Here is a 20,872-nt window from a genome sequence, read left to right on the forward strand (position 1 = left end):
CATGAGTCTCGTGCATTTGAATACCGCCGGGGCAGGCCTGATGTCTGCCGCCACCGTAGAGGCAATGCGTGGCTTCATCGATGGCGAGGCCGACCAGGGCAGCTACGAAACCGAGCTGCAATACGCCGACCTGCTCGGGCACGGCCTGTATGAGCGAGCGGCGCAGATGCTCAATGCCCCGCGCGCGAACATCGGGCTGTTCAGCAGTGCCACCGAGGCCTGGGCCGGCATCCTCTCCAAGCTGGAGTTTCCCCTGGGGTGCCGGGTCTGGGTGTCGAGTTCCGAATACGCCGCCAACTTGATCTTCTTCAACTTCCTCAAGCAGAGTCGGGGCGTGCGGGTCGAGGTCATACCGCGTACAGCACAAAGCCCGCTGGATTTGGATTGGGTACGACGCCACCTGGGGGGCGATGTGTTCCTGGTCAGTGTCTCGCACATTCCTTCGTGCTGCGGCGTGGTCAATCCGGTCGAGGCCCTGGGGGCGATCCTGCGCGAGCATCCGGCCTATTACGTGGTCGATGCCTGCCAATCCATGGGCCAACTGGCACTGGATGTCCGGGACATGCACTGCGACCTGTTGACCGGGGCAGGCCGTAAGTTCCTCTGTGGGCCGCGGGGCAGTGGCATCGCCTATGTCTCGAACCGGCTGCTGGGTGACTTGACGCTGAACTTCGCCGACTTGCATACCGCCCGCACCAACGGGCAGGTCAACCGTATCGATGTGCTGGATGCACGAGTGCTGGAGATCGCAGAAAAGAGTTTCAGTGCCCTGGTCGGGCTTCACCAGGCGCTGGGCGAATACCTGGCTGATCGCGAGCGTCTGGCCAATGAGGCCTACACCTTGCTCAGTAGTGAATTGGCCCGGTTACCGGGATTGCGGCTGCTGTGTGCCGAGTATCGGCAAAGCGGCATCGTTTCGTTCGTGCCGGAGCGTGGCACGGCCCAGGAGTTCGTTGCCAGGGCCCGGGAGGCGGGGGTCAACCTGTGGGCCGGAACCGCTGCCCACACACCATTGCTGCTGGCGGACCTGCCCGCCAGCCACTTCGTCCGGGCTTCGGTCGGGCGTCGGGTGAGCGTGGCGCAGGTAGAGCTGGCGCTGGAACGAATTCGTCCACTGTTGTGAGTTGGTGCTCCTTGAACGCCCTGTCTTCCTCGGAATTCAGGGCGTCTTTTTATCTATCGACCTGGCGGGATCAGAGTTGCTGTTGCGCGCTGTAGCCGGGGAACGCGGTCTGCTGCTGGATCGCGGTGACGATGTTCTTGCGGGTCGCCGGTTGCTCGGCACCGTTGTTGTCGACGAATACCTCGCTTTGCAGCTCGGCTTCTTCGCCTTCACCGACAAAGCTGAAGCCCAGGAACTCGAAGGCTTCGCGGTCGGCATTGGCCTTGGAGCGCGGGCGCATCGGCAGGGTGACGCTGAGGCCATCCTTGCTGATGGCGAACACTTCCATTTCCTTCTTGGGCCGCGATGCCTTGCTCTTGCCGCTTGGGTTGCTGATGGCCTGGTGGGTCTGGTTCAGCACCTTGAGCGCCAGGCCATAGACCAGTTCCTGGAAGTCCGGGTCGTCCTTGTAGCTGGAGAGAATCCGGCTGATGGGGAATTTCTTGCTCAGGTCCTCCAGGGCGGCGAGGTCCGCCGCTTCGGCGTCCTTGAGTTGCTTGAGCTGGCCCATGAGTTCATAGGCGGTATCGTCGTCAAAGCGGTCGTGGGCCTGGCGGATGGCTGCGCGCAGCTCGCGAATCTGGTCACTTTCTTTCGAGGTGTGGAAGGCGTCGAGCACCATCTCGCTGATGGTCTTGGCCTGGGACACATGCTGGGAAAGATGCATGGCGTTTTCGTACTCGGTCTTGTTCGACAAGGCGATCACGGATTCTTCGGTGTTGGAATCAGGCATTGAACATCCACTACTTGGTTTGACAGGTTTGAGGCGCGAAAACCCCGGGGGGATTTTCGGGGGCGCCTAATCTATTGGAGCGCACGGCCGTTGTCACGGACCAAGCGTCCGGAGGCGCTGGCCGTCCCTACAGACCGGTCTAGCCGGGGAAGATTCCCCGGTCCCTGTCATCCGCTGGATTCAGTGCCTGGCCTGCAGGATTCGCAAGTGGCGGTACAACTTGAGTGCCCGGCCCCAGAACAGCCCTACGGTGAAGCCTGCAGCCGCGCCACCGATACTGAGCATCTGCACGCTGGCGGCCTGTTCGGGATGAACGGCCTTTTGATACCCAAGCCAGTACTTCACGACGAAGAACAGCAGTGAGATCCCGAGGATCTTCAAGGTTCCGGGAACCAGGAGCGCCTCGCCGCCCGAATCCAGTACCGCGCCGAACGTGGAGAACAGCAGCATGGCCATCAGGCCGCCCAGCACCGCACCAGCGGTCCAGGCTCCCAGGGCCAACAGGGGATGCTCGCCCAGGCTCATCGACCACAACGACCAGACCAGCAGGATCAAGGGCGCAATCAATAGCGAGCCCAGGCTTTCACGGCTGCCGGAGCGAGCGCGCAGGCCGTAGTAGAGGATCATGGCGAAGATCGCATACACCCAGAGGGGGGTGTCCTGGAGAATGTTGATCATTTTCAGCGTCCTTGCTTCTTGGCGGGGAGGTGCGGCCATGTTGCGCCTTGCCGAACAGGCCGTGAAGCCTCCCGGGATCAGGCCACCTGAGTGGCGCTGATCCCGGCTTCCAGCTCCTGGCGCAGGCCACTGCCGCGGCGGGCGATGAACACCAGTTGCGCGGCATGTTCGGCGGGTTGCCCGGTGGCCAGGGTGAACTGGCTGCGGCTGCCCACATGCTGCAACCAATAGGGCTGCTCGTTGCCGTCCAGGCGCACCAGCCCCTTGAGGCGCAGCAAATCGGCCGGCAACTGCGCCAGCCAGGCGCGCAGGGCCTTGGCCTGCAAGGGCCGAGGGCTGTTCCATACCCAGCTTTCGAACAACTGGTCGTGGGCCTGGGGCAAGGCCTTGAACAGCAGCTCGCTGGAGCGTACCGGCGGTGCCAGCAACAGCTCGTCCGGCAGTTCGGCCTGTACGGTTTCGAATACCGGGGCGCGGCAGGTGAGGCTGCTACGGATCGCCTGCAACTGCTCGGGGGTGACCAGGTCGACCTTGTTCAGCAGCACCCAGTCGGCGCAGGCCACCTGGGCCCGGGACAGGCGCGCCATGTCGCCCTCAAGGGCCTGGAAACCGCTGGCATCCACCAGGGTCACCACCGCATCCAGGTGCAGGCGGTCGCGCAGTTGCGGGTAGCCGATGGTCTGCACGATGCGTTGCGGGTCGGAGACGCCGCTGCACTCGATGACGATCCGCTCCAGGGCCGGGCGCAGCTTGGACAGGCTCACCAGTTGCGCCAGCAGGTCTTCCTGTACGGTGCAGCAGATACAGCCGTTCTGCAGGCTGTACACCGCGTCGGTGACCTCGGCGATGATCGCCGCATCGATGTTCAGCTCGCCGAAATCGTTGACGATCACCGCCAGCCGGCCGCTGTCGGCGCGTTGCACCAGGCGGTTGAGCAGGGTGGTCTTGCCGGCCCCGAGAAAACCCGAGACCACCGTGACCGGAATGCTCGGCAGCTTGTTCATGGCTCCTGGCCCTCGATCACCGGTGGCAGGCCTTCCCACACTGCCTGCAGCGGCGTGTCGCTGAAGGTGCCCAGTCGGTCGTAGACCAACTGGCCCTCGACGAAGGTCAACTGCACCTGGGTGTGGTGGATGTAGTTGCGGGCCGGTTGGGCGAACAGGTCGCGGTCGAGCACGATCAGGTCCGCCGACTTGCCGACCTGCAGGCTGCCGGTGAGGTGTTCCAGGCCCATGGCATGGGCGCCGTTGAGGGTCGCCACTTGCAGCGCCTGCTCCAGGCTGATGGGGTCGCCGAAGGTGTCGGGCTCCTGGTTCCAGGGGTTCTGCCGGGTGACCATGGTTTCCAGCGCCAGCCACGGGTCGATGGATGCCACCGGCCAGTCGGTGCCGAACACCGCGATGCCACCGGCGGCCAGCACGCCCTTGAAATCGTAGATGCGCTTGAGGCGTTCCTGGCCATAGCCTGAGCGCGCGCCGCTGGCGAACGGGGTCGGGTACCAGGCCGCCGGGGAGAACTCGGCGATCACGTCCAGGCTCTGGAAGCGCTTGAGGTTGCCCGGGTGCAGCAAGGTGCTGTGGGCACACTGGTGGCGTACGCCGCTGTGGCCGTTGCGGCGCCGGGCCTCGGCCACGGCATCGAGGAACACGTCGGAGGCGCCGTCGCCGGTGCAGTGGGCGATCACCCGCAGGCCACGGCGGTCCATGTCCACCACCATGTCGGTGATGTGTTCCGGGGTCAGGTTGAGCTTGCCGCGCCAGCTCGACTCCTCGGGCCAGGGGGTCAGCAGGTACGAGGACTTGGGCTCCACGGTGCCGTCGAAATGGAACTTCACCGCATTGGCGCTCAACCGCGAGCTGCGATAGAAGTGCCGCTCGCCGCTGAGCAGCTCCCAGCGCCGGCGCACCGGGAAGATATCGTCCTGCCAACTGATGGCGGCTTCCACCCGCAGGGTCAGCTCGCCGGCGTCGTCCAGCTCCTTGAGAGCCTGCAAGCGGTTCTCGCAGACGTGCACGTACTTGGTGGCGGTGACCCCGCGAGAGGTCTGGAAGTGCACGCCATCGCGATAGGCCCGGCGCAGTACCGAGACCGGCGTCGCCGGCATGGCCGCGTGGATCAGCGCGTAGGCGCCGTCGATCAAAAGCCCGTTGGGCTCGCCGGTGAGCGAGTCGCGTTCCAGGTAGCCGTTGCGCGGATCGCTGGTATGGCGATCGATACCGGCCAGTTCCAGGGCCTTGGAGTTGACCATCATGGTGCCCCACATGCGGTCCAGCAGGGCCACCGGGCGGTCCGGCATGATGCTGTCCAGCCACTCGCGGCCCGGCGTCAGGCCGGCCTCGCGAAAGGTGTAGCGCACCCAGTATTGGCCGTAGATCCAGCCATCGCCCGGATGGCTGTCGGCATAGGCGTGGATCGCCGCCGCCAGTTGCTCCGGGGTCGGGTCCTCGATGCCCACGTCCAGGTCGTCGGCGTAGCGGGGTGCCAGGGCCAGGTCCGGATGGGTGTGCATGTCGTGCAGGCCGGGCATGCAGAACGCCCCGTCCAGGTCGTGCTGGCGGGTATTGGGGCCGACCAGCGAGCTCAAGGAGGCGAGGCTGCCCACCGCGATCAGCTTGCCTTGGCGAATGGCCACGGCATCGGCCCAGGGCTGCGCCGGGTCGAGGGTGTAGATCCGGCCGTTGTGCAGCACCAGTTCGGCGTACTGGTCGACGGCACTATGGGTGGAGTTGAATTGGTCGGAAGCGGTCACGGGTCAACCTCTCAAGCAGGGCCCTTCAACAGTGGGCAAAAAAATGGGCGACAGGCGCAGTGGCAAAGCAGTGGTTCATGGGCGCCGCTATGGCGAGGGAGCAAGCCACCTCGCCAGCGTCGGTCCCTGGGTCAGCGTTGTGCGCCCAGGGCCTCGACGAACCCGGCGATGCGTTGGCATGCGTCCTTGAGCACCTCGTCGGCCACGGTGAAGGAAATGCGCACGAAACCCTCGGCGCTGGCGCCAAAGGCCTGGGCATCGAGGACCGAGACCCCGGTGGCGCGAAACAGCTGCCAGGCGAAGTCCATGCTCGACAGGCCGGTACGGCGCACGTCCACCAGCATGAACATCCCGGCCTCTGGCTCGCGGCAGTCCAGCAGGGGCACCTGGCGCAGGCCTGCCATCACCAGGTCGCGACGGCGGCGGTAGACCTCGCGAGCGCTATCGACCACCTCGTCATCCAGCTCCAGGGCCTTGAGCGCAGCTTCCTGGATGAACCCCGGCAGGCCGTAGAGCATGCACAGCAGCAGGTTGTCCAGGTGCCCCACCAGCTCCTCGGGGCCCACCACCCAGCCCACGCGCCAGCCGGTCATGGCGTGGGTCTTGGACAGGCTGTTGAGGATCACCGTGCGTCCGGCCATGCCTGGCAGGGCCGCGATGCTCAGGTGCTGGCGGTCGTAGGTCAGTTGCCCGTAGACCTCATCGGAAATCACCCACAGGTCGTGCTTGCGTGCGACCTCGGCCACCGCTTCCAGCTCTTCGCGGCTGTAGACGTTGCCGGTGGGGTTGCACGGCGTGGCCAGGGCGATGCCCCGGGTCTTGTCGGTCAGGGCCGCTTCCAGGGCCGCGGCGGTCAGGCGAAAACCGTTGGCCGCCGGTTGCTCCACCGCCACCAGGCTGGCGCCCGAGGCATGGATGCAAGCCTCGTAGGTCAGGTACATGGGTTCGGGCACCAGCACTTCATCGCCACTGCCGAACAGGCACAGCGATGCGGCGAACAGGCCGTTCTGCGCCCCGGCCACCAGGGCCACGTTGGCCGCCTCGACCTCGATGCCCAGCAGGCGCCGCTGCTTGGCGGCAATCGCCTCGCGCAGGGCCGGGCGCCCAAGCACATGGGTGTAGTGGGTATCGCCTTGTTCCAGCGCGGCGCCGGCGGCGGCGCTGATGCGCGGGTCGGTGGCGAAGTCCGGATCACCGACGCTGAGCACGATCACGTTCTCGCCACGGCCACGGGCCTCGATGGCGGCGTAGTGGATGTCCCAGGCACTGACGGATTCGCCGCTGATGCGCTGGACGAAAGGGGAATAACGCATGTGGTGCTCCTCACGGGCGCATTGCCCGCGTAATGAATGGGTTCAGGCCTGGCGCTGGGGCGCCTGCTTGTTGGGGGTGGCGCCCAGGCGGCCGCACAGGTGTTCGATGACGAAGGCCAGCACGATGTAGATCAGCGCCACCGCCAGCAGCGGCTCGTAGACCTTCAGGGTCTGGGCCCGCACCAGGTTGGCGGCGCCCAGCAGGTCGGTGACCGCTACTGTGGAGGCCAGGGCCGTGGCCTTGAGCAGCAGCACGCATTCGCCCACCAGGGTCGGGCGTACCAGCTCCAGGGCCCGGGGCAGCCAGACCCGGCGCAAGGTCAGCCAGTAGCCCATGCCATAGGCACGGGCCGCTTCCAGTTCGCCCCGGGGCACTGCCCGCAGGCCGCCGCGCAGGACCTCGCCGACATAGGCGCCGACGCTCAGGGTCAGCGCCAGGGCCACGTACCAGAAGCCTTCGCGCAGGTAGGGCCAGAGGAAGCTGCCGCGGATCGGCGGGTAGGCGGCGAACAGGCTGCCGACGCCGTAGTAGAGGATGTAGATCTGCACCAGCAGCGGCGTACCGCGGAACACGCTGATGTAGAAGCGCATGGGCGCGCTGACCAGGGGGTTGCGTGACACTCGGCCCAGGCCCACCAGCACCGCCAGGACGAAACCGCAAGCTCCGCTCAGGGCCAGCAGCTTGAGGGTGATGCCCAGGCCGCGTACCAGCTCGGTGGAAAAACCATTGATCCAGGAAAAATCCATCACAGCCTCCTAGTGCTGGGGCAGCCAGCGGTGGGTGCGTCGTTCGAGCACGCGGAACACGCTGCCGGACACCAGGGTGATGACGAAGTAGAACGCCGCGACGGCGAGGTAGAACACCAGGTAGTGCTTGGTGGAGCCGGCGGCCTGCTTGCCCACCGAGAGCAGTTCGCTGTAGCCGACGATGCTGATCAGCGCGCTGTCCTTGACCAGCACCAGCCACAGGTTCGACAACCCGGCCATGGCGAAGGGCAGCATGCTCGGCAGCAGGATGCGCCGTACCAGCAGCCAGCGTTCGATGCCGTAGGCCCGCGCCGCCTCGATCTGGCCATGGGGAATGGCCAGGATCGCGCCGCGGATGATCTCCGCCGAATAAGCGCCCTGGACGATACCCAGCACCAGCACGGCGGCGATGAAGCCGTTGACCGTGACGCTTGGGCGGTCCATGGCCGCCATGGCCATGTTCAGCAGGTCGGTGCCGGCGTAGTACAGCAGCAGGATCAGCAGCAGCTCGGGCATGGCCCGGTACAGGGTGGTGTAGAGGTTGGCCAGCTTCACCAGCCAGCGTGGCCCGCGCAGCTTGATCATCGCCACCAGCAGGCCGATGCCCAGGCCGAGGACGAAGGCCCCGGCGGAAATCTGCAGGGACACCAGCGCGCCCTGGGCCAGGGCGCCGAGCCAGCCGTCGGCGACGAACAGTTGGGAAAGGTCGGACAGAGAAATCATGACGTATCCAGTCAACGCCGGCGGCCTACCGCAGCAGGCCGCCGGGCGGCTTAGTTGGCAGAGATGTCGACGCTGAAGTAGCGGCTGCGGATCTTGTCGTAGGTGCCGTCGGCCTTGAGTGCCGCCAGGGCCTTGTCGATCCGCTGCTGCAGGGCGCTGTCGCCCTTGCGCAGGCCGACGCCGATGCCGGAGCCGAACAGCGGGTCCCGGGGCGCCAGGCCCTTGTTGGCCAGGCCCGCGCCAGCCGCCGACTGCAGGACCGGCTCGATGGTCAGGGCGTCGGCCAGCATCACATCGATGCGCCCGCTCTGCAGGTCGGAGAGCATGTCGTCCTGGGTGGTGTAGTAGCGCAGGGTCGAGGTCTTGCCGTAGTAGGCCTTGGCGAAGGTGGCGTTGGAGGTCGAGCCCTGCACGCCGATCAGCTTGCCCTTGAGCCCTTCGGGGGTGGGGGTGAGCTCCAGGGACTGGTCGGCGACCCACATGGCCGGAGTCTGGTAGTAGGGGGCGGAGAAATCGATGACTTGCTGGCGTTCCTCGGTGATGCTCAGGGAGTTGAGGATGGCGTCGATCTGGCTCGATTGCAGGGCCGGGATCAGCCCGTCCCAGGCCACTTCCTTGAGCGGGCACTGGGCCTGCATGCGTTCGCACAGGGCCTTGATCAGCTCCGGTTCGAAACCGCTCCAGTCGCCGGCGCCGCTTTTCATCGAGAACGGCGGGTAGGGTTCCAGGGCGATGCCGAAGACGATCTTGTCGGCGGCCAGGGCATGGCTGGACAGGGCACTGAACAGGCAACCGGTGGCGAGCACCTTGAGCAGGTTTTTCATGGCTTGACCCTTTATCTAAGTTGTTGTTTTCAAGGATTGCAGCGGGACGTCAGACGCGGTTTTCCTGGGCCATGACGAATTGCCGGCAGCGCTCGCTGGCCGGGTTGAAGAATATTTGCTGCGGCGCACCTTCCTCCTCCACCAGGCCCTGGTGGAGGAACATCACCTTGCTCGATACATCGCGGGCGAAGGCCATCTCGTGGGTCACCAGGATCATCGTCCGGCCTTCCTCGGCGATGCCCTGGATGACCTTGAGCACCTCGCCCACCAGTTCCGGGTCCAGGGCCGAGGTCGGCTCGTCCATCAGCAGTACCTTGGGGCGCATGGCCAGGGCCCGGGCGATGGCCACCCGTTGTTGCTGGCCACCGGAGAGAAAGGACGGGAAGGTGTCGCGCTTGTGGGCCAGGCCGACTTTCTCCAGCAGGTGCTCGGCGTGGGCGATGGCCTCCTTGCGGTCTTCGCCCAGGACATACACCGGTGCCTCGATGACGTTCTCCAGCACGGTGCGGTGGGGCCACAGGTTGAAGCCCTGGAACACCATGCTCAGCTGGGTGCGCAGGCGTGCCACCTGGGCCGGGTCGGCGACCTGGGGATTGCCAGCGCGGTCGGTCTTCAGGCGCACCTGTTCGCCATTGATGCGCAAGCTGCCGCTGCAGGGAATCTCCAGCAGGTTGATGCAGCGCAGCAGGGTGCTTTTGCCCGAACCGCTGGAGCCGATCAGCGATACCACTTCGCCTTCGTTGGCGCGCAGGGCGATGCCCTTGAGAACGTGGTGATCGGCGTAGCTCTTGTGCAGATCGTCGATCGCCACCACGGGCTGGGTGGAGTTGGGCTGCGATTGCAAGGGTCGACCCTCTTGTTATTGTGCGATGGCCGGGCATTCCCCGGCACAGGGTAGGACCTGAGAATTAGCCATCGGCGGCATAGGGTCAATCGAGCTTTTTTAGCCGGACACGGAAATTTTTTTCAGTAATTGGTGATTTTTTTGGCGACGGACAAGGCTATTGCCGCACGCCGATTATCGCTATGGTGCAGCCACTCGTTTTCTTGCAGTCGAGGCACGATCGGTATGCGTTATCCCTCCATGACGGCGCTGCGGGCCCTGGATGCGGTGGCCCGCCTGGGCAGTGTCGCCGAAGCCGCCAGCGAGCTGAACCTGACCCCCAGCGCCATCAGCCACCAGATCAAGAGCCTGGAGCAGACCCTGGGGTTCGCCCTGACCGAACGCCAGGGCCGCAGCATCCGCATCACCTACCAGGGCGAGCGCTACGCCCGGGACATCCACCTGTTGCTGGCCAATATTCTGGAGGCCGGGCAGCGCTCGGACGGCCAGCAGGTCAGCGGGCGCCTGTGCATCAGCAGCCCGCCGGGGTTCGCCACCTACTGGCTGTGCACCCATATCGCCGAGTTCCAGGCGCTGTATCCCCAGGTCGAACTGCACCTGGTATCGCCGCGTACCCCGGGCGATACCAGCGACAGCAACGTCGACCTGTTCGTCGCCTACGGCATGGGCGACTGGCCCAACCAGCATGTGCAGAAGATCGTCTCTTTGCGCTATTTCCCGGTGTGCAGCCCGAGCCTGGTGAACGCCATGGGCGGGCTCAAGAGCCTGGATGCGCTGGACCACGCCCTGTTGCTGCACATGATCGACTACTCCGACTGGCGGATCTGGCTGGCGGCGGCCGGGGCGCCGAACGTCGATGTGCGCCGGGGCATCGTGTTCGCCGATGCGCACTTCGTGCAGTCGGCCTGCATCGCCGGCCAGGGCATCGCCATGGGTGACAACCTGATCAGCGGCGAGGCCCTGGCCAAGGGTTTGCTGGTGCAGCCGTTCGACACCGAGATCGAATCCAACCGCGGCTACTACCTGGTGGCCGACCAGCTCAAGGCCGAGCGCCCGGTGGTGCTGGCCTTCAGCGAGTGGGTCAAGTCGCAGTTGCACGGCATCACCCGCCTGCACCCGGAACCGCGACGGGCTGGCAAAGCGTGAATTTTATTGATCAATCGTGAGGATTTTTTTCGATTGTTGCTCCTCGGTGGCTGCGACTAATGTCCCTCGACATCAGCCGGGCGCAGGGTGTCGCCCGCCATAAGAACAAGAGGAGTAGTCGATGACCACCTGTGCGCAGTCGCTGGTTCGTTTGCTGGAAGGTTATGGCGTGGACACGGTGTTCGGGATTCCCGGGGTGCACACGGTGGAGCTGTATCGCGGCCTGCATGGCAGCCGCCTGCGCCACGTCAGCCCGCGCCACGAACAGGGCGCGGGGTTCATGGCCGACGGCTACGCCCGGGCCAGCGGCAAGCCCGGGGTGTGCTTCATCATCACCGGCCCGGGCATGACCAACATTCTCACCGCCATGGGCCAGGCCTACGCCGACTCGGTGCCCATGCTGGTGATCTCCACGGTCAACCGGCGCGAGCACCTGCGCCTGGGGCACGGCCACCTGCACGAGCTGCCGGACCAGCGGGCGATGGTGGCCGGGGTCTGCGCCTTCAGCCATACCCTGCAGTCGCCGGCGGAGTTGCCGGAGATCCTGGCCCGGGCCTTTGCCCTGTTCAAATGCGCGCGCCCACGGCCGGTGCATATCGAGATTCCCCTGGACGTGCTGGAGATGCCGGCCGCCGACCTCAACCTGATGCCGCGCAGCCTGCCCGGTGCGCCGGCTCCGGCCGGGGACTCGTTGGCCGCGGCGCTGGCCCTGCTCGATGCTGCCCACCGTCCGCTGATCCTCGCCGGTGGCGGGGCCCGGGGTTGTGCCCAGGTGCTGCAGCAACTGGCCGAGCGCCTGCAAGCCCCGGTGGCACTGACCACCAACGCCCGGGGCTTGCTGCCCCAGGCCCACCCGCTGTTGCTCGATGGGGTGCAGTCGGCGGCCCATGGCCGGGCACTGATCGACGAGGCGGACGTGGTGTTGGCAGTGGGTACCGAACTGGGCGAGACCGACTACGACTTCTTTGGCCTGGGGCCGCTGCGCTTCAAGGGCTCGCTGATCCGCCTGGATATCGACCCGTTGCAGGTCATGGGGGTGCAACGGGCCCATGTCGGCCTGTTGGGCGATGCCCGGCAGGGCTTGCAGGCGCTGCTGGAGCAGGTCGCCCCGCAGAGCACTCGTCGGCGCTGGGCGGTGGACAGCGTGCAACGGGTGAACCAGGCCGAACGCGCCAGCTGGAGCCCCAGGCAGCGAGGGCTGCAAGGTTTGCTGGACCTGCTGCGCGATAACCTCGACGCCCCCATCCTGGTGGGCGACTCGACCCAGCCGGTGTACCAGGGCGCGTGCGGCTACCAGGCCCCCGCTCCAGCCAGCTGGTTCAACGCCGGAAGCGGCTACGGCACCCTGGGCTATGGCCTGCCGGCGGCCATGGGCGCCAAGCTGGCGCAACCCGAGCGACCGGTGGTGGCTCTGGTGGGCGATGGCGGCCTGCAATTCACCAGCGGCGAACTGATCGCGGCCTGTGAAGCACAGATCGGCGTGATCCTGCTGGTGTGGAACAACCAGTGCTATGGCGAGATCCGTGACTACATGCACGCCCGCGACATTCAACCGTTGGGGGTGGACATCCTCACTCCGGATTTCCAGGCCCTGGCTCGCAGTTGCCATGTGGCTCATCACCAGGCCGACAGCCCCGAGCAGTTGCAAGAGCTGTTGGCGAATCTTGCGGGCACTCGCCAACCGGTGATGATCGAAGTCGACGCCGGGGCCTATCTGGCGCTGGACTGAACCTGGGCGCCAGGGCAAGGCGCCGCAAGAAATGCACAGACAGGGACAAGCTGGGTTACATTCAGGCATTCGCCGGGATGCCCCTTGTCACTTGAGGATTCATGGATGAACTGCATTTTCTGCCAGATTGTCGCTGCAACCCTGCCCGCGGCCGTGGTCTACCGCGATGAGCATTGCCTGGCCTTCATGGACGTGCACCCCCTGGGGCAGGGCCATGTGCTGCTGATTCCCCAGTCCCATGTGGAAAAGCTCGACCAGTTGCCCGGTTTCGTCCGCCAGCACCTGTACCAGGTGTTCGATGGCCTGGTGGCCGCGCAGCGTCGTGCCGGCTTCGGCGTGGAGGGCACGCACCTGTTGGTCAACGATGGCCGGGCCACCAACCAGCATATTCCCCATGCCCACATGCACCTGATCCCCCGGCGCAGCGGCGATGGCCTCGGGTTCGCCGGTCGCCTGCTGCTGCACTTCACGGGATTGTTCGGGCGCAAGGCCAGCCTCGCGAGCCTGCAGGAACAGGCTGCGCGTATCGCTGAAGAAGTACGGGTGCCCTGGGTCAGTGAAACGCCGGCAGGCGGCCGCTGATATGGATCGCGCGCGCGCGTTGGCGCTGGAATATGCAGAAAACCAATACCTGCGGACCCGGGTCGAGGGGCTGGCGAACTTGCCGGGCAACCCCTATCGGGCAAGCTTGCAGGGCGACTCGACGTGTGGGGCGTTCGTCGTCGCCAGCAACCCCAGCCCGATGCTGAATCGGGTGCACGGTGACCAGGAGCGAGATGCCGGGAAGCTGGCCAGCTTGTTGCAGGTTTGCAGCGCCTGTAACCCGGCGATCGCACTGATCGCCGCATCGGCCAGGATCGCACCCACCCTGGAGCTGCAAGGGCAACTGCTGCAACGCCTGAAGGGCTGGACCCATGGGCAATTCTTTGCGCCCGTGGAGGCGATCCCGGCCTCGCCGGCGTGTTCGGATATCGAGTCAGTGGATCTGTCGACCCTGGAAAGCTTCTGTGTGCTGCACCGCGAGGCATTCAACGCACCCGCGGCTGCCCGGCCGGTTACCCAAGCGGCTTTCGGCGCCTTGCTCGACGATGCTCGCGGGCACTTGTACCTGATACGCGAACAGGGTGTCGCGGTGGCCGGTGCGGCGTTGTTCATCGCCGACAACGGCGTGGCCTACCTGGGCACCGCCTTTACCACCAAGGCTGCGCGGGGCCAGGGTTATCACCGGGCCCTGATCGCCCACAGGTTGCACAGGGCCGTCGCCCTCGGCGCTCGGAGTGTGGCGGCCACGGCGCTGGTGAACTCCCAGAGCCGGCGCAACCTGGAGCACGGCGGCTTGCGCCTTTCCCACCTGCAAGCGCTGTATCGGGCCGTGCCTTAACATCGCTGAAGCCCTCGCCCTGAACGGGGGGCGAGCCCCTGGACAAGATGGGCAGCCCGGCTGCTTTGCGACAGGCAGCGGGCGAGGCTTGGCCTTGTGCAACCGGTCGAAGCGATGAGTTTCGGAATCAGTGCTATTGGCTTGCCCGCGATTGCCTGGCCCATTCCTCGGCGGTCCTTGCCTGGACCGGCAGGGCGAAGCAGAAGGTCGCGCCGCGCCCGGGCAGGTCCTCCAGGCGGATGCTGCTGCCATGCAGTTGCAGGATGCGATGCACGATGCGCAAGCCCAGGCCGCCGTCACGGCGGGCGCCACCAATGGTGAAGGGACGCAGGAACAGGCCTTCGCGCAGGTGCTCGGCAATGCCGGGACCGCTGTCGCTGACTCGTACCTGCACCTCTGGGCCGTCGGCGCGCAAGCCGATCTCTATCTCGCCACTGCCGGGGGTGTGGCGCAGGGCATTGTCCACCAGGTTGGTCAGCACCCGTTCGATCAGCCCCAGGTCGGCACAGACGCTCCAGGCACCCGGGGCGAAGTCGGCCTTGAGCTGCACCTGGCGCGCCTCGGCGGCCAGTTCGAACTTCTGGAAGATGTCTTGCAGCAGGTCGGTCAGGGAAAAGCTCTCGAGCACCGGCTGGACGAAACCGTGTTCCAGGCGCACCAGTTCCAGTAGCGCCTGGGCCAGGCCGCCGACCTTGCGGCTCTGGTCCAGGGCGATGCCCAGGTAGCGCCGACGCTCCTCGGCACTCAGGCTGGCGTCCTTGAGCGACAGGGTTTCCAGGTAGCCATGCAGGGACGACAGTGGCGTGCGCAGGTCGTGGGAAATGTTCGCCACCAGCTCACGACGCTCCTGATCCTGGCGGGTCAGGGTGCGCCACTGTTCGTTGAGCCGGGTTTGCATCTGGCGGAACGTGGCATCGAGTATGGCGATTTCATCCAGGCTACCGTTCTTGGGTTGAGCTGGTGGCGTGGGCTCCAGTGGCGGCGAAGCACCCTCGATGTCGAAGTGGCCGACCCGTTCGGTCAGGGTGCGCAATGGCCGGGTGATCAGGGCGAAGGCCGTGAGGCCGGCGATCAGGCATAACAGCGCCACCAGGGCGATCGACCACAAGGCGATGTTCAAGGCCGCACCCGTGGCGCCGCGCTCGGCCAGGCGGTCGTGTTCCTCGCTGAGCAGCACCACGTACAGATAACCCGCCTGCTTGCCGGCAACCATCAACGGCGCTGCGCTGAACACCTTGCGTCCGTCCGGGCTGCGCGGGTCGTCGCCAAGGATCGGCAGTGGGTCGCCAGCCAGCAGGCGCCGGATTGGCGCCAGGTCCACCTGTTCGCGGCGCAGGCGACCGGCAGGGGCGGCGTTGCCCATCACGCGTCCCTGGGTGTCCAGCAGGTACACCTCGACACTGGGGTTGACCAGCATCAGCTGGCCGAACAGCGTACGCAGGGCGTTGGGCATCAGGCCGTTGGCATCCATCAGCTGGGTGTCCTGGGCGATATGCCCGGCCAGGTCCCGCGACAGGCCCTGGACCACTTCCAGTTCATGCATGCGGCTGGAGCGCACCTGCAGCCAGGCCGAGGTGGAGCAGCACACCAGCAGCAACAGGGCGAACACCACGGACAGGCGCTGGGTCAGGGTCAGCCTCATGTCGGCTCCTGGGTGGCGAACTTGTAGCCGCGGCCCCAGACCGTGAGGATCCGCGCGGGCTGTGCCGGGTCGCTTTCGATCTTGGCCCGCAAGCGATTGATATGGGTGTTGACGGTGTGCTCGTAGCCTTCGTGGTTGTAGCCCCAGACGGCATTGAGCAGGTCCATGCGCGAGAACACCTTGCCCGGCTGGCGGGCGAAGAAATACAGGAGGTCGAACTCCCGCGGCGTGAGGTCCAGGCGCCGCCCGTCCAGGTTGGCGTCGCGGGTCAGCGGATCGATGGCCAGGCCGTCGAGGGCGAGGCTGCCGCTGTCCAGCTTGAGGTTGCGTGCCAGCGCATCGACCCGGCGCAGCAGCGCCTTGACCCGGGCCACCAGCTCGAGCACCGAGAACGGCTTGGCCAGGTAGTCGTCGGCGCCCAGTTCCAGGCCAAGGATGCGATGCATCTCGCTGGAGCGGGCACTGGTGATGATGATCGGCGTGTAGCGGGTCATGGCCCGGGCGCGGCGACAGATCTCCAGGCCGTCGACCCCGGGCAGCATCAGGTCCAGGATCAGCGCGTCCCAGCCCCCCTGTTCCAGCAGGCGCAGGCCCTCGGTGCCGTCGGCGCTGTGCACCACTTGCAGGTGTTCGTCGCGCAAATGCAGCGCAATCAGCTCGGCAATGTGCTGGTCATCCTCGACCACCAGCACGCGTTTGGCTTGTTCCATCGACACTCGGGCCTCGCGGGGGCAATGGGCGCATTGTGCGGTGTTTCGCCTCGGCCAGTTATCACGAATTGTTTAACTGTGCGTGAGGATTTGGCGATCAGCCCAAGCATAGGCTCTGCCCAAGGTTCAGAGGCCGATTACGGGAGAGACCCATGTTCACACGGCGACAATTGCTGGCGGCAGGTGCAGGTCTTGGGGTGGCCACCCTGGCCCTGAAGGCGCTGCCCTGGCAGGGCGGTGAAGGCCGCCTGGTGGGGGCGGCCCAGGCTGATGAGGCGTTTGAGGTCAGCCACACCGACAACCAGTGGCGCACCTTGCTCAGCCCCGAGCAGTACCGGGTACTGCGCCAGGAGGGTACCGAACGGGCCTACAGCAGTGCGCTCAACGACGAGCACCGCGCGGGCACCTTCGCCTGTGCCGGCTGCGCCCTGGCGCTGTTTTCCTCGACCACCAAATTCGACAGTCATACCGGCTGGCCAAGCTTCTGGGCCCCGCTGGAGCAGGCAGTGGCGCAGCGCAGCGATCGTTCTTTGGGCATGCAGCGCACCGAAGTGCACTGCCGGCGCTGTGGCGGCCACCTGGGGCATGTATTCGATGATGGCCCGGCCCCTACCGGCCTGCGCTACTGCATGAACGGGCTGGCCATGAACTTCACCGTGCAAGCGGCCTGATGCTGTTTCTCACCGATAGAAGGATGACCTCATGTGGCTACTGCTTCTCGCTTATCTCGGTGGTGTGCTGACCATTGTCAGCCCCTGCATTCTGCCGGTATTGCCCTTTGTCTTCGCTCGCACCGGCCAGCCGTTCTTGCGCAGTGGCTTGCCGCTGTTGCTGGGCATGGCCCTGACCTTCGCCGTGGTCGCGAGCCTGGCGGCGGTCGGCGGCGCCTGGGTGGTGCAAGCCAATCAGTACGGTCGCTGGCTCGCGTTGCTGTGCGTAGCACTGTTCGGGCTGACGCTGCTGCTGCCGCGGTTGGCCGAGCGCCTGACCCGGCCGCTGGTGGCGGTGGGCGGGCGGCTGTCGGAGGCTGCCGGCCACGACCCACGGCCGCGGCCCGGCGCTTCATTGTTGATCGGCGTTGCCACCGGCCTGCTCTGGGCGCCGTGCGCCGGGCCGATTCTCGGGCTGTTGCTGACCGGTGCGGCATTGCAGGGCGCCAACCTCGCGACCAGCCTGCTGTTGCTGGCCTACGCGGGCGGTGCTGCGACCTCGCTGGCCGTGGCGCTGTTGCTCGGTGGCAAGGTGTTCGCCGCCATGAAGCGCTCCCTGGGCGCCGGTGAATGGCTGCGCAAGGGCCTGGGGGCAGCGATGCTCGCCGGGGTCGCGGCGATTGCCATGGGCTGGGACACCGGGATTCTGGCGCGTCTTTCCACGGCCTCCACCGCCGGCCTGGAGCAGGTCCTGGTGGGACGGTTGGCGGGTGGGGCGGCCACACCGGAGGGGGCGATGCAGGCGCAGGACCACCCCGGCGGCGCAATGATGGCTGCCGCTGGCGCCATGTCCGCGCCGGCCTTGCCGGTGCAGGGCCAGTTGCCGCCACTGAGTGGCGCCGTGCAGTGGCTCAACTCGCCCCCCCTGAGTGCCGAGGCGCTGAAGGGCAAGGTGGTACTGGTGGATTTCTGGACCTACTCCTGCATCAACTGCCTGCGCAGCCTGCCCTATGTCAAAGCCTGGGCCGAGAAGTACCGCGACCAGGGGCTGGTGGTGATCGGTGTACACGCCCCGGAATTCGCCTTCGAACGGGACGTGGGCAATGTCACCAAGGCCGTGAAGGACTTGGGCATCGACTACCCCGTGGCCATCGATAACGACTACCGGATCTGGCGTGCCTTCGACAACCAGTATTGGCCGGCGCACTACTTCGCCGATGCCCAGGGGCGCATTCGCTACCACCACTTCGGCGAGGGTGAGTACGCCGAGTCGGAGCGAGTGATCCAGCAACTGCTGCGCGAGGCCGGCAATGCCCAGGTCACCGGTGGCTTGATCCAGGCCGAGGCCCAGGGGGTGCAGCAAGCGGCGGACATGAACGAGGTGCGCTCGCCGGAAACCTACGTCGGCTACCAGCGCTCGGAGAATTTCGTGCCCCAGGCCAGCCTGGCGCCGGACACCGTCGCGGCCTATGCCGTGCCAGCGCAGTTGGCGCTGAACGACTGGGGCCTGCGCGGGCAGTGGAAGGTCGGGGCCGAAAGTGCTCGATCCACTGCGCCAGGCGGGGCGCTGGTGTACCGCTTTCACGCCCGTGACCTGCACCTGGTACTGGGTCCGGGGGTGGATGGCAAGCCGGTGCGCTTCAAGGTGCTGATCGACGGCCAGGCACCGGGGGCGGACCACGGCGTGGATGTGGCGCCCGACGGCAGCGGCCAGGTGACCGAGCAGCGCCTGTACCAGTTGGTGCGTCAGGCCGGCGATGTGGCGGAGCACACCTTCAGCATCGAGTTTCTCGAACCAGGGGTGCAGGCCTATGCCTTCACTTTTGGTTGAGAGGTGGGGGCACGACAGTCGGTTGGCCTGGATCGTGGAAAGGCCGCGCGGGGCCTTGCAGGTTCACTCATGGCAAGAGAGGCGGGTATGAAGAACATTCTGGGTGCAGTGCTGGCAATGACCTTGCTGGGGCTGGCGGGGCAGTGCTCGGCCTTTTCCCTTGGCGGTACCGGTGACGCGGTGGTGATCGCACCGCCAGCGCTGGATGAACGCAATCCGGCCCCTAGCGAGACGGCGGTATTTGCCGGTGGTTGCTTCTGGGGTGTGCAGGGCGTGTTCGCCCATGTCAAAGGGGTGCAGCGCGCGGTGTCCGGTTATGCCGGGGGCGCGGCGCAGACGGCGGACTATCAGCGGGTCAGCGAAGGTGACACCGGGCATGCCGAGTCGGTGCAGGTGACCTTCGATCCGGCCCAGGTCAGCTACGGCAGCTTGCTGCAGATCTACTTCTCGGTGGCCCACGACCCTACCGAACTCAATCGCCAGGGGCCGGACAGCGGCACCCAGTACCGCTCGGCGCTGTTCCCGCAGACACCCGAGCAACAACGGGTGGCCCAGGCCTACATCGCCCAGCTCGATGCAGGGCGGGCGTTCGCCAAGCCCATTGCCACCCGCCTGGAACCGGACCAGACCTTTTACCCGGCGGAGGCCTATCACCAGGATTTTCTTGCCGAGCACCCTGGCTATCCCTACATCGTGATCAATGACCTGCCCAAGGTGGCGCACCTCAAGCAGCTGTTTCCCGAGCGTTACCAGGAACAGCCGATACGGGTGAAGACTGGCGGCTGATGACCGGCCTTGAGGGCGGGGAGGTCAGTAGCGCCACTTGCGTAGCAGATCCTCGCCATAGCGCTGGCTGATCAGCGCTTCGACGCCGTCATCGTCGTCATGTACCTCGGCCAGGCACAGCAGCATCAGCGCATCCAGGTAGTCCTGCGGCGAATCGAAGAAAGGCGTCAGGGCCATGCCGCTATCGTGGTCGAAGTAGTAGACCGCGCCGGTGTCGCGCTCGAAGCAGAACAGGTTGCCGTTGCCCAGGTAGTCGCCGAAGGCCACCAGCCTTTGCGCCAGTGCCAGGTCCAGGTATTGCTCGTCGATCTCGACGATGCCGGGGTAGGCCTCCAGCAGAGGCTGGATCGAGATGTCGCCGGGCTCGACGCTGCACAGGGTCTCGGCCAGGGACAGCACCCCCAGCTGGCGGTGATAGTCACGCAGCGCCGGTGGCAGCGGGCAGCCCAGGCGCTGTTCCAGGGCTTGCAAGGCGTCTTCGCTGACGGGCGTCAGCTCGGGTTCGTTGATGTGTCCTTCCCATAGCGCGCCGTAGGCGCCAATCGCCGCCCGGTACCAGGCCAGGCGCGTGGCCTGATCGGGCAGGTCCGGCCAGGCCAGGGGTGGGCAGCCGGCCGGTGGCCAGTCGGCATTGGTGTCGTGTTGTTCTGACATGAGGATTCCTTGGGTGAGCAGCAGGTGAAGGGCGATCAGGCGCTATGGCGCTTGCGCTCCATGGCGATGTCCGAGGGCTCGAAGCCCAGTGTGCTGAAAAATTCCGCTGCCCCGGGACGACCGGCGCGCAGGACCCAGGTGATCTGCGGGTTGTCGCCCATCACCCAGTGCACCAGGGCCCGGCCTGTACCTTGCCGCCGATAGTGCTGGGCAACCACCACCATGGACAGGTAGCCGTTGGAGAGCCCATCGCTGAGGCCGCGGGCAAAACCGATGATGCTGTTGTCGTGCAGGGCCACCGCCGTGCGCTGGGAGTTGGCCAGCAATTGGCTGAAGTACTCGCGGGTACCAATGCGATGGCGCCAGCCGTTGTCCGCGAGAAATTGCCACAGGGCTTCGCTGTCTTCAGCGCAGGCGTCTCGAATCAGCATGGGGAAATCTCCAGAGGGCAGGTTGCGTTCCATCGGCCTGTCAGCCGTCCAGCGAGGCTGGGCGCTTAGGTCAAGCGGGTCGAGCACTGTGAACATTGTTGCCGCCAGAGCCTGGGCGTAGCGTGTCGGTTCGACCTTG

21 protein-coding genes are annotated in these 20,872 nt (G+C 66.0%); 8 read left to right on the plus strand and 13 right to left on the minus strand.

Going from position 1 to position 20,872, the window contains the following annotated elements; genetic code table 11:
* Window position 1 precedes the first annotated feature (1 nt).
* On the plus strand, window positions 2–1,123 hold the full coding sequence (locus tag C4K39_RS22765) for an aminotransferase class V-fold PLP-dependent enzyme (protein WP_124347465.1): 1,122 nt from the start codon (window positions 2–4) through the stop codon (window positions 1,121–1,123).
* Window positions 1,124–1,193: 70 nt separating this feature from the next.
* On the opposite strand, the gene C4K39_RS22770 is transcribed toward C4K39_RS22765, so the two are convergent.
* From C4K39_RS22770 to C4K39_RS22810, 9 genes are all read right to left on the minus strand, one after another.
* Window positions 1,194–1,895 (minus strand): hypothetical protein, encoded by a 702-nt coding sequence (locus tag C4K39_RS22770; protein ID WP_068588678.1) that lies wholly within the window; start codon window positions 1,893–1,895, stop codon window positions 1,194–1,196.
* A gap of 180 nt (window positions 1,896–2,075) precedes the next feature.
* A complete protein-coding gene (locus C4K39_RS22775; RefSeq protein ID WP_124347466.1) occupies window positions 2,076–2,573 on the minus strand; it encodes a DUF6622 family protein in 498 nt (165 codons plus the stop codon).
* A 77-nt stretch (window positions 2,574–2,650) separates the two neighbouring features.
* The gene (locus C4K39_RS22780) at window positions 2,651–3,577 is read right to left on the minus strand and encodes a CobW family GTP-binding protein (protein WP_068588684.1); all 927 of its coding nucleotides are present in this window, start codon (window positions 3,575–3,577) and stop codon (window positions 2,651–2,653) included.
* Entirely contained in the window at window positions 3,574–5,322 is a 1,749-nt protein-coding gene (locus C4K39_RS22785; protein ID WP_068588687.1) for an amidohydrolase, read from the minus strand. Before C4K39_RS22785 ends, C4K39_RS22780 begins: the two co-directional genes overlap by 4 nt.
* A gap of 131 nt (window positions 5,323–5,453) precedes the next feature.
* Entirely contained in the window at window positions 5,454–6,635 is a 1,182-nt protein-coding gene (locus C4K39_RS22790) for a pyridoxal phosphate-dependent aminotransferase (protein WP_124347467.1), read from the minus strand.
* A 42-nt stretch (window positions 6,636–6,677) separates the two neighbouring features.
* Complete coding sequence (locus C4K39_RS22795) at window positions 6,678–7,382, minus strand: ABC transporter permease (RefSeq protein ID WP_053131882.1); 705 nt, start codon at window positions 7,380–7,382, stop codon at window positions 6,678–6,680.
* Window positions 7,383–7,391: 9 nt separating this feature from the next.
* On the minus strand, window positions 7,392–8,105 hold the full coding sequence (locus C4K39_RS22800; RefSeq protein WP_022640758.1) for an ABC transporter permease: 714 nt from the start codon (window positions 8,103–8,105) through the stop codon (window positions 7,392–7,394).
* Window positions 8,106–8,155: 50 nt separating this feature from the next.
* Window positions 8,156–8,929, minus strand: a complete 774-nt coding sequence (locus C4K39_RS22805) for a transporter substrate-binding domain-containing protein (RefSeq protein ID WP_053131879.1) — start codon at window positions 8,927–8,929, stop codon at window positions 8,156–8,158.
* 49 nt (window positions 8,930–8,978) lie between these two features.
* Complete coding sequence (locus tag C4K39_RS22810; RefSeq protein ID WP_068588693.1) at window positions 8,979–9,773, minus strand: ABC transporter ATP-binding protein; 795 nt, start codon at window positions 9,771–9,773, stop codon at window positions 8,979–8,981.
* Between the two features lie 225 nt (window positions 9,774–9,998).
* On the opposite strand from C4K39_RS22810, the gene C4K39_RS22815 reads away from it, so the two are divergent.
* The 4 genes from C4K39_RS22815 (at window position 9,999) to C4K39_RS22830 (ending at window position 14,029) form a co-directional block, all read left to right on the plus strand.
* Window positions 9,999–10,919, plus strand: coding sequence for a LysR substrate-binding domain-containing protein (locus tag C4K39_RS22815; RefSeq protein ID WP_022640755.1), 921 nt, complete (start codon window positions 9,999–10,001; stop codon window positions 10,917–10,919).
* A gap of 121 nt (window positions 10,920–11,040) precedes the next feature.
* Entirely contained in the window at window positions 11,041–12,648 is a 1,608-nt protein-coding gene (locus tag C4K39_RS22820) for a 5-guanidino-2-oxopentanoate decarboxylase (RefSeq protein ID WP_124347468.1), read from the plus strand.
* 105 nt (window positions 12,649–12,753) lie between these two features.
* A complete protein-coding gene (locus tag C4K39_RS22825; RefSeq protein WP_068588701.1) occupies window positions 12,754–13,230 on the plus strand; it encodes an HIT family protein in 477 nt (158 codons plus the stop codon).
* Window position 13,231: 1 nt separating this feature from the next.
* Window positions 13,232–14,029 carry a GNAT family N-acetyltransferase gene (locus tag C4K39_RS22830; RefSeq protein WP_124347469.1) on the plus strand — a complete coding sequence of 266 codons (798 nt, stop codon included), beginning with the start codon at window positions 13,232–13,234 and terminating at the stop codon, window positions 14,027–14,029.
* Window positions 14,030–14,162: 133 nt separating this feature from the next.
* Here the strand turns inward: C4K39_RS22830 and C4K39_RS22835 are convergent, their stop codons facing one another.
* Entirely contained in the window at window positions 14,163–15,671 is a 1,509-nt protein-coding gene (locus C4K39_RS22835) for a sensor histidine kinase (protein WP_124347470.1), read from the minus strand.
* Complete coding sequence (locus C4K39_RS22840) at window positions 15,668–16,381, minus strand: response regulator transcription factor (RefSeq protein WP_068588710.1); 714 nt, start codon at window positions 16,379–16,381, stop codon at window positions 15,668–15,670. The genes C4K39_RS22835 and C4K39_RS22840 overlap by 4 nt, the downstream gene beginning before the upstream one ends.
* 152 nt (window positions 16,382–16,533) lie before the next feature.
* Here C4K39_RS22840 and msrB point away from each other — a divergent pair, with 152 nt between their 5' ends.
* From msrB to msrA, 3 genes are all read left to right on the plus strand, one after another.
* Entirely contained in the window at window positions 16,534–17,052 is a 519-nt protein-coding gene (gene msrB / locus C4K39_RS22845) for a peptide-methionine (R)-S-oxide reductase MsrB (RefSeq protein ID WP_068588712.1), read from the plus strand.
* A gap of 31 nt (window positions 17,053–17,083) precedes the next feature.
* Complete coding sequence (locus tag C4K39_RS22850) at window positions 17,084–18,862, plus strand: cytochrome c biogenesis protein DipZ (protein ID WP_124347471.1); 1,779 nt, start codon at window positions 17,084–17,086, stop codon at window positions 18,860–18,862.
* Between the two features lie 87 nt (window positions 18,863–18,949).
* Window positions 18,950–19,648, plus strand: a complete 699-nt coding sequence (gene msrA, locus C4K39_RS22855; RefSeq protein ID WP_124347472.1) for a peptide-methionine (S)-S-oxide reductase MsrA — start codon at window positions 18,950–18,952, stop codon at window positions 19,646–19,648.
* Between the two features lie 24 nt (window positions 19,649–19,672).
* Here the strand turns inward: msrA and C4K39_RS22860 are convergent, their stop codons facing one another.
* Window positions 19,673–20,302 carry an SMI1/KNR4 family protein gene (locus C4K39_RS22860; protein ID WP_053131851.1) on the minus strand — a complete coding sequence of 210 codons (630 nt, stop codon included), beginning with the start codon at window positions 20,300–20,302 and terminating at the stop codon, window positions 19,673–19,675.
* A gap of 35 nt (window positions 20,303–20,337) precedes the next feature.
* Window positions 20,338–20,733: a GNAT family N-acetyltransferase gene (locus tag C4K39_RS22865; protein ID WP_124347473.1), complete on the minus strand. Its 396-nt coding sequence runs from the start codon at window positions 20,731–20,733 to the stop codon at window positions 20,338–20,340.
* Between the last annotated feature and the right edge of the window lie 139 nt (window positions 20,734–20,872).

The sequence above is a fragment of the Pseudomonas sessilinigenes genome (genome assembly GCF_003850565.1).
Taxonomy (GTDB): Bacteria; Pseudomonadota; Gammaproteobacteria; order Pseudomonadales; family Pseudomonadaceae; genus Aquipseudomonas; species Aquipseudomonas sessilinigenes.

Excerpts from the sequence above, each read along its gene's own strand:
- C4K39_RS22835 (WP_124347470.1), bottom strand. The coding sequence starts at position 15,671 with ATGAGGCTGACCCTGACCCAGCGCCTGTCCGTGGTGTTCGCCCTGTTG.
- C4K39_RS22860 (WP_053131851.1), bottom strand. The coding sequence starts at position 20,302 with ATGTCAGAACAACACGACACCAATGCCGACTGGCCACCGGCCGGCTGC.
- C4K39_RS22770 (WP_068588678.1), bottom strand. The coding sequence starts at position 1,895 with ATGCCTGATTCCAACACCGAAGAATCCGTGATCGCCTTGTCGAACAAG.
- C4K39_RS22775 (WP_124347466.1), bottom strand. The coding sequence starts at position 2,573 with ATGATCAACATTCTCCAGGACACCCCCCTCTGGGTGTATGCGATCTTC.
- C4K39_RS22820 (WP_124347468.1), top strand. The coding sequence starts at position 11,041 with ATGACCACCTGTGCGCAGTCGCTGGTTCGTTTGCTGGAAGGTTATGGC.
- C4K39_RS22765 (WP_124347465.1), top strand. The coding sequence starts at position 2 with ATGAGTCTCGTGCATTTGAATACCGCCGGGGCAGGCCTGATGTCTGCC.
- C4K39_RS22840 (WP_068588710.1), bottom strand. The coding sequence starts at position 16,381 with ATGGAACAAGCCAAACGCGTGCTGGTGGTCGAGGATGACCAGCACATT.
- C4K39_RS22790 (WP_124347467.1), bottom strand. The coding sequence starts at position 6,635 with ATGCGTTATTCCCCTTTCGTCCAGCGCATCAGCGGCGAATCCGTCAGT.
- C4K39_RS22815 (WP_022640755.1), top strand. The coding sequence starts at position 9,999 with ATGCGTTATCCCTCCATGACGGCGCTGCGGGCCCTGGATGCGGTGGCC.
- C4K39_RS22850 (WP_124347471.1), top strand. The coding sequence starts at position 17,084 with ATGTGGCTACTGCTTCTCGCTTATCTCGGTGGTGTGCTGACCATTGTC.
- msrB (WP_068588712.1), top strand. The coding sequence starts at position 16,534 with ATGTTCACACGGCGACAATTGCTGGCGGCAGGTGCAGGTCTTGGGGTG.
- C4K39_RS22830 (WP_124347469.1), top strand. The coding sequence starts at position 13,232 with ATGGATCGCGCGCGCGCGTTGGCGCTGGAATATGCAGAAAACCAATAC.
- C4K39_RS22865 (WP_124347473.1), bottom strand. The coding sequence starts at position 20,733 with ATGCTGATTCGAGACGCCTGCGCTGAAGACAGCGAAGCCCTGTGGCAA.
- C4K39_RS22825 (WP_068588701.1), top strand. The coding sequence starts at position 12,754 with ATGAACTGCATTTTCTGCCAGATTGTCGCTGCAACCCTGCCCGCGGCC.
- C4K39_RS22805 (WP_053131879.1), bottom strand. The coding sequence starts at position 8,929 with ATGAAAAACCTGCTCAAGGTGCTCGCCACCGGTTGCCTGTTCAGTGCC.
- C4K39_RS22795 (WP_053131882.1), bottom strand. The coding sequence starts at position 7,382 with ATGGATTTTTCCTGGATCAATGGTTTTTCCACCGAGCTGGTACGCGGC.
- C4K39_RS22800 (WP_022640758.1), bottom strand. The coding sequence starts at position 8,105 with ATGATTTCTCTGTCCGACCTTTCCCAACTGTTCGTCGCCGACGGCTGG.
- msrA (WP_124347472.1), top strand. The coding sequence starts at position 18,950 with ATGAAGAACATTCTGGGTGCAGTGCTGGCAATGACCTTGCTGGGGCTG.
- C4K39_RS22780 (WP_068588684.1), bottom strand. The coding sequence starts at position 3,577 with ATGAACAAGCTGCCGAGCATTCCGGTCACGGTGGTCTCGGGTTTTCTC.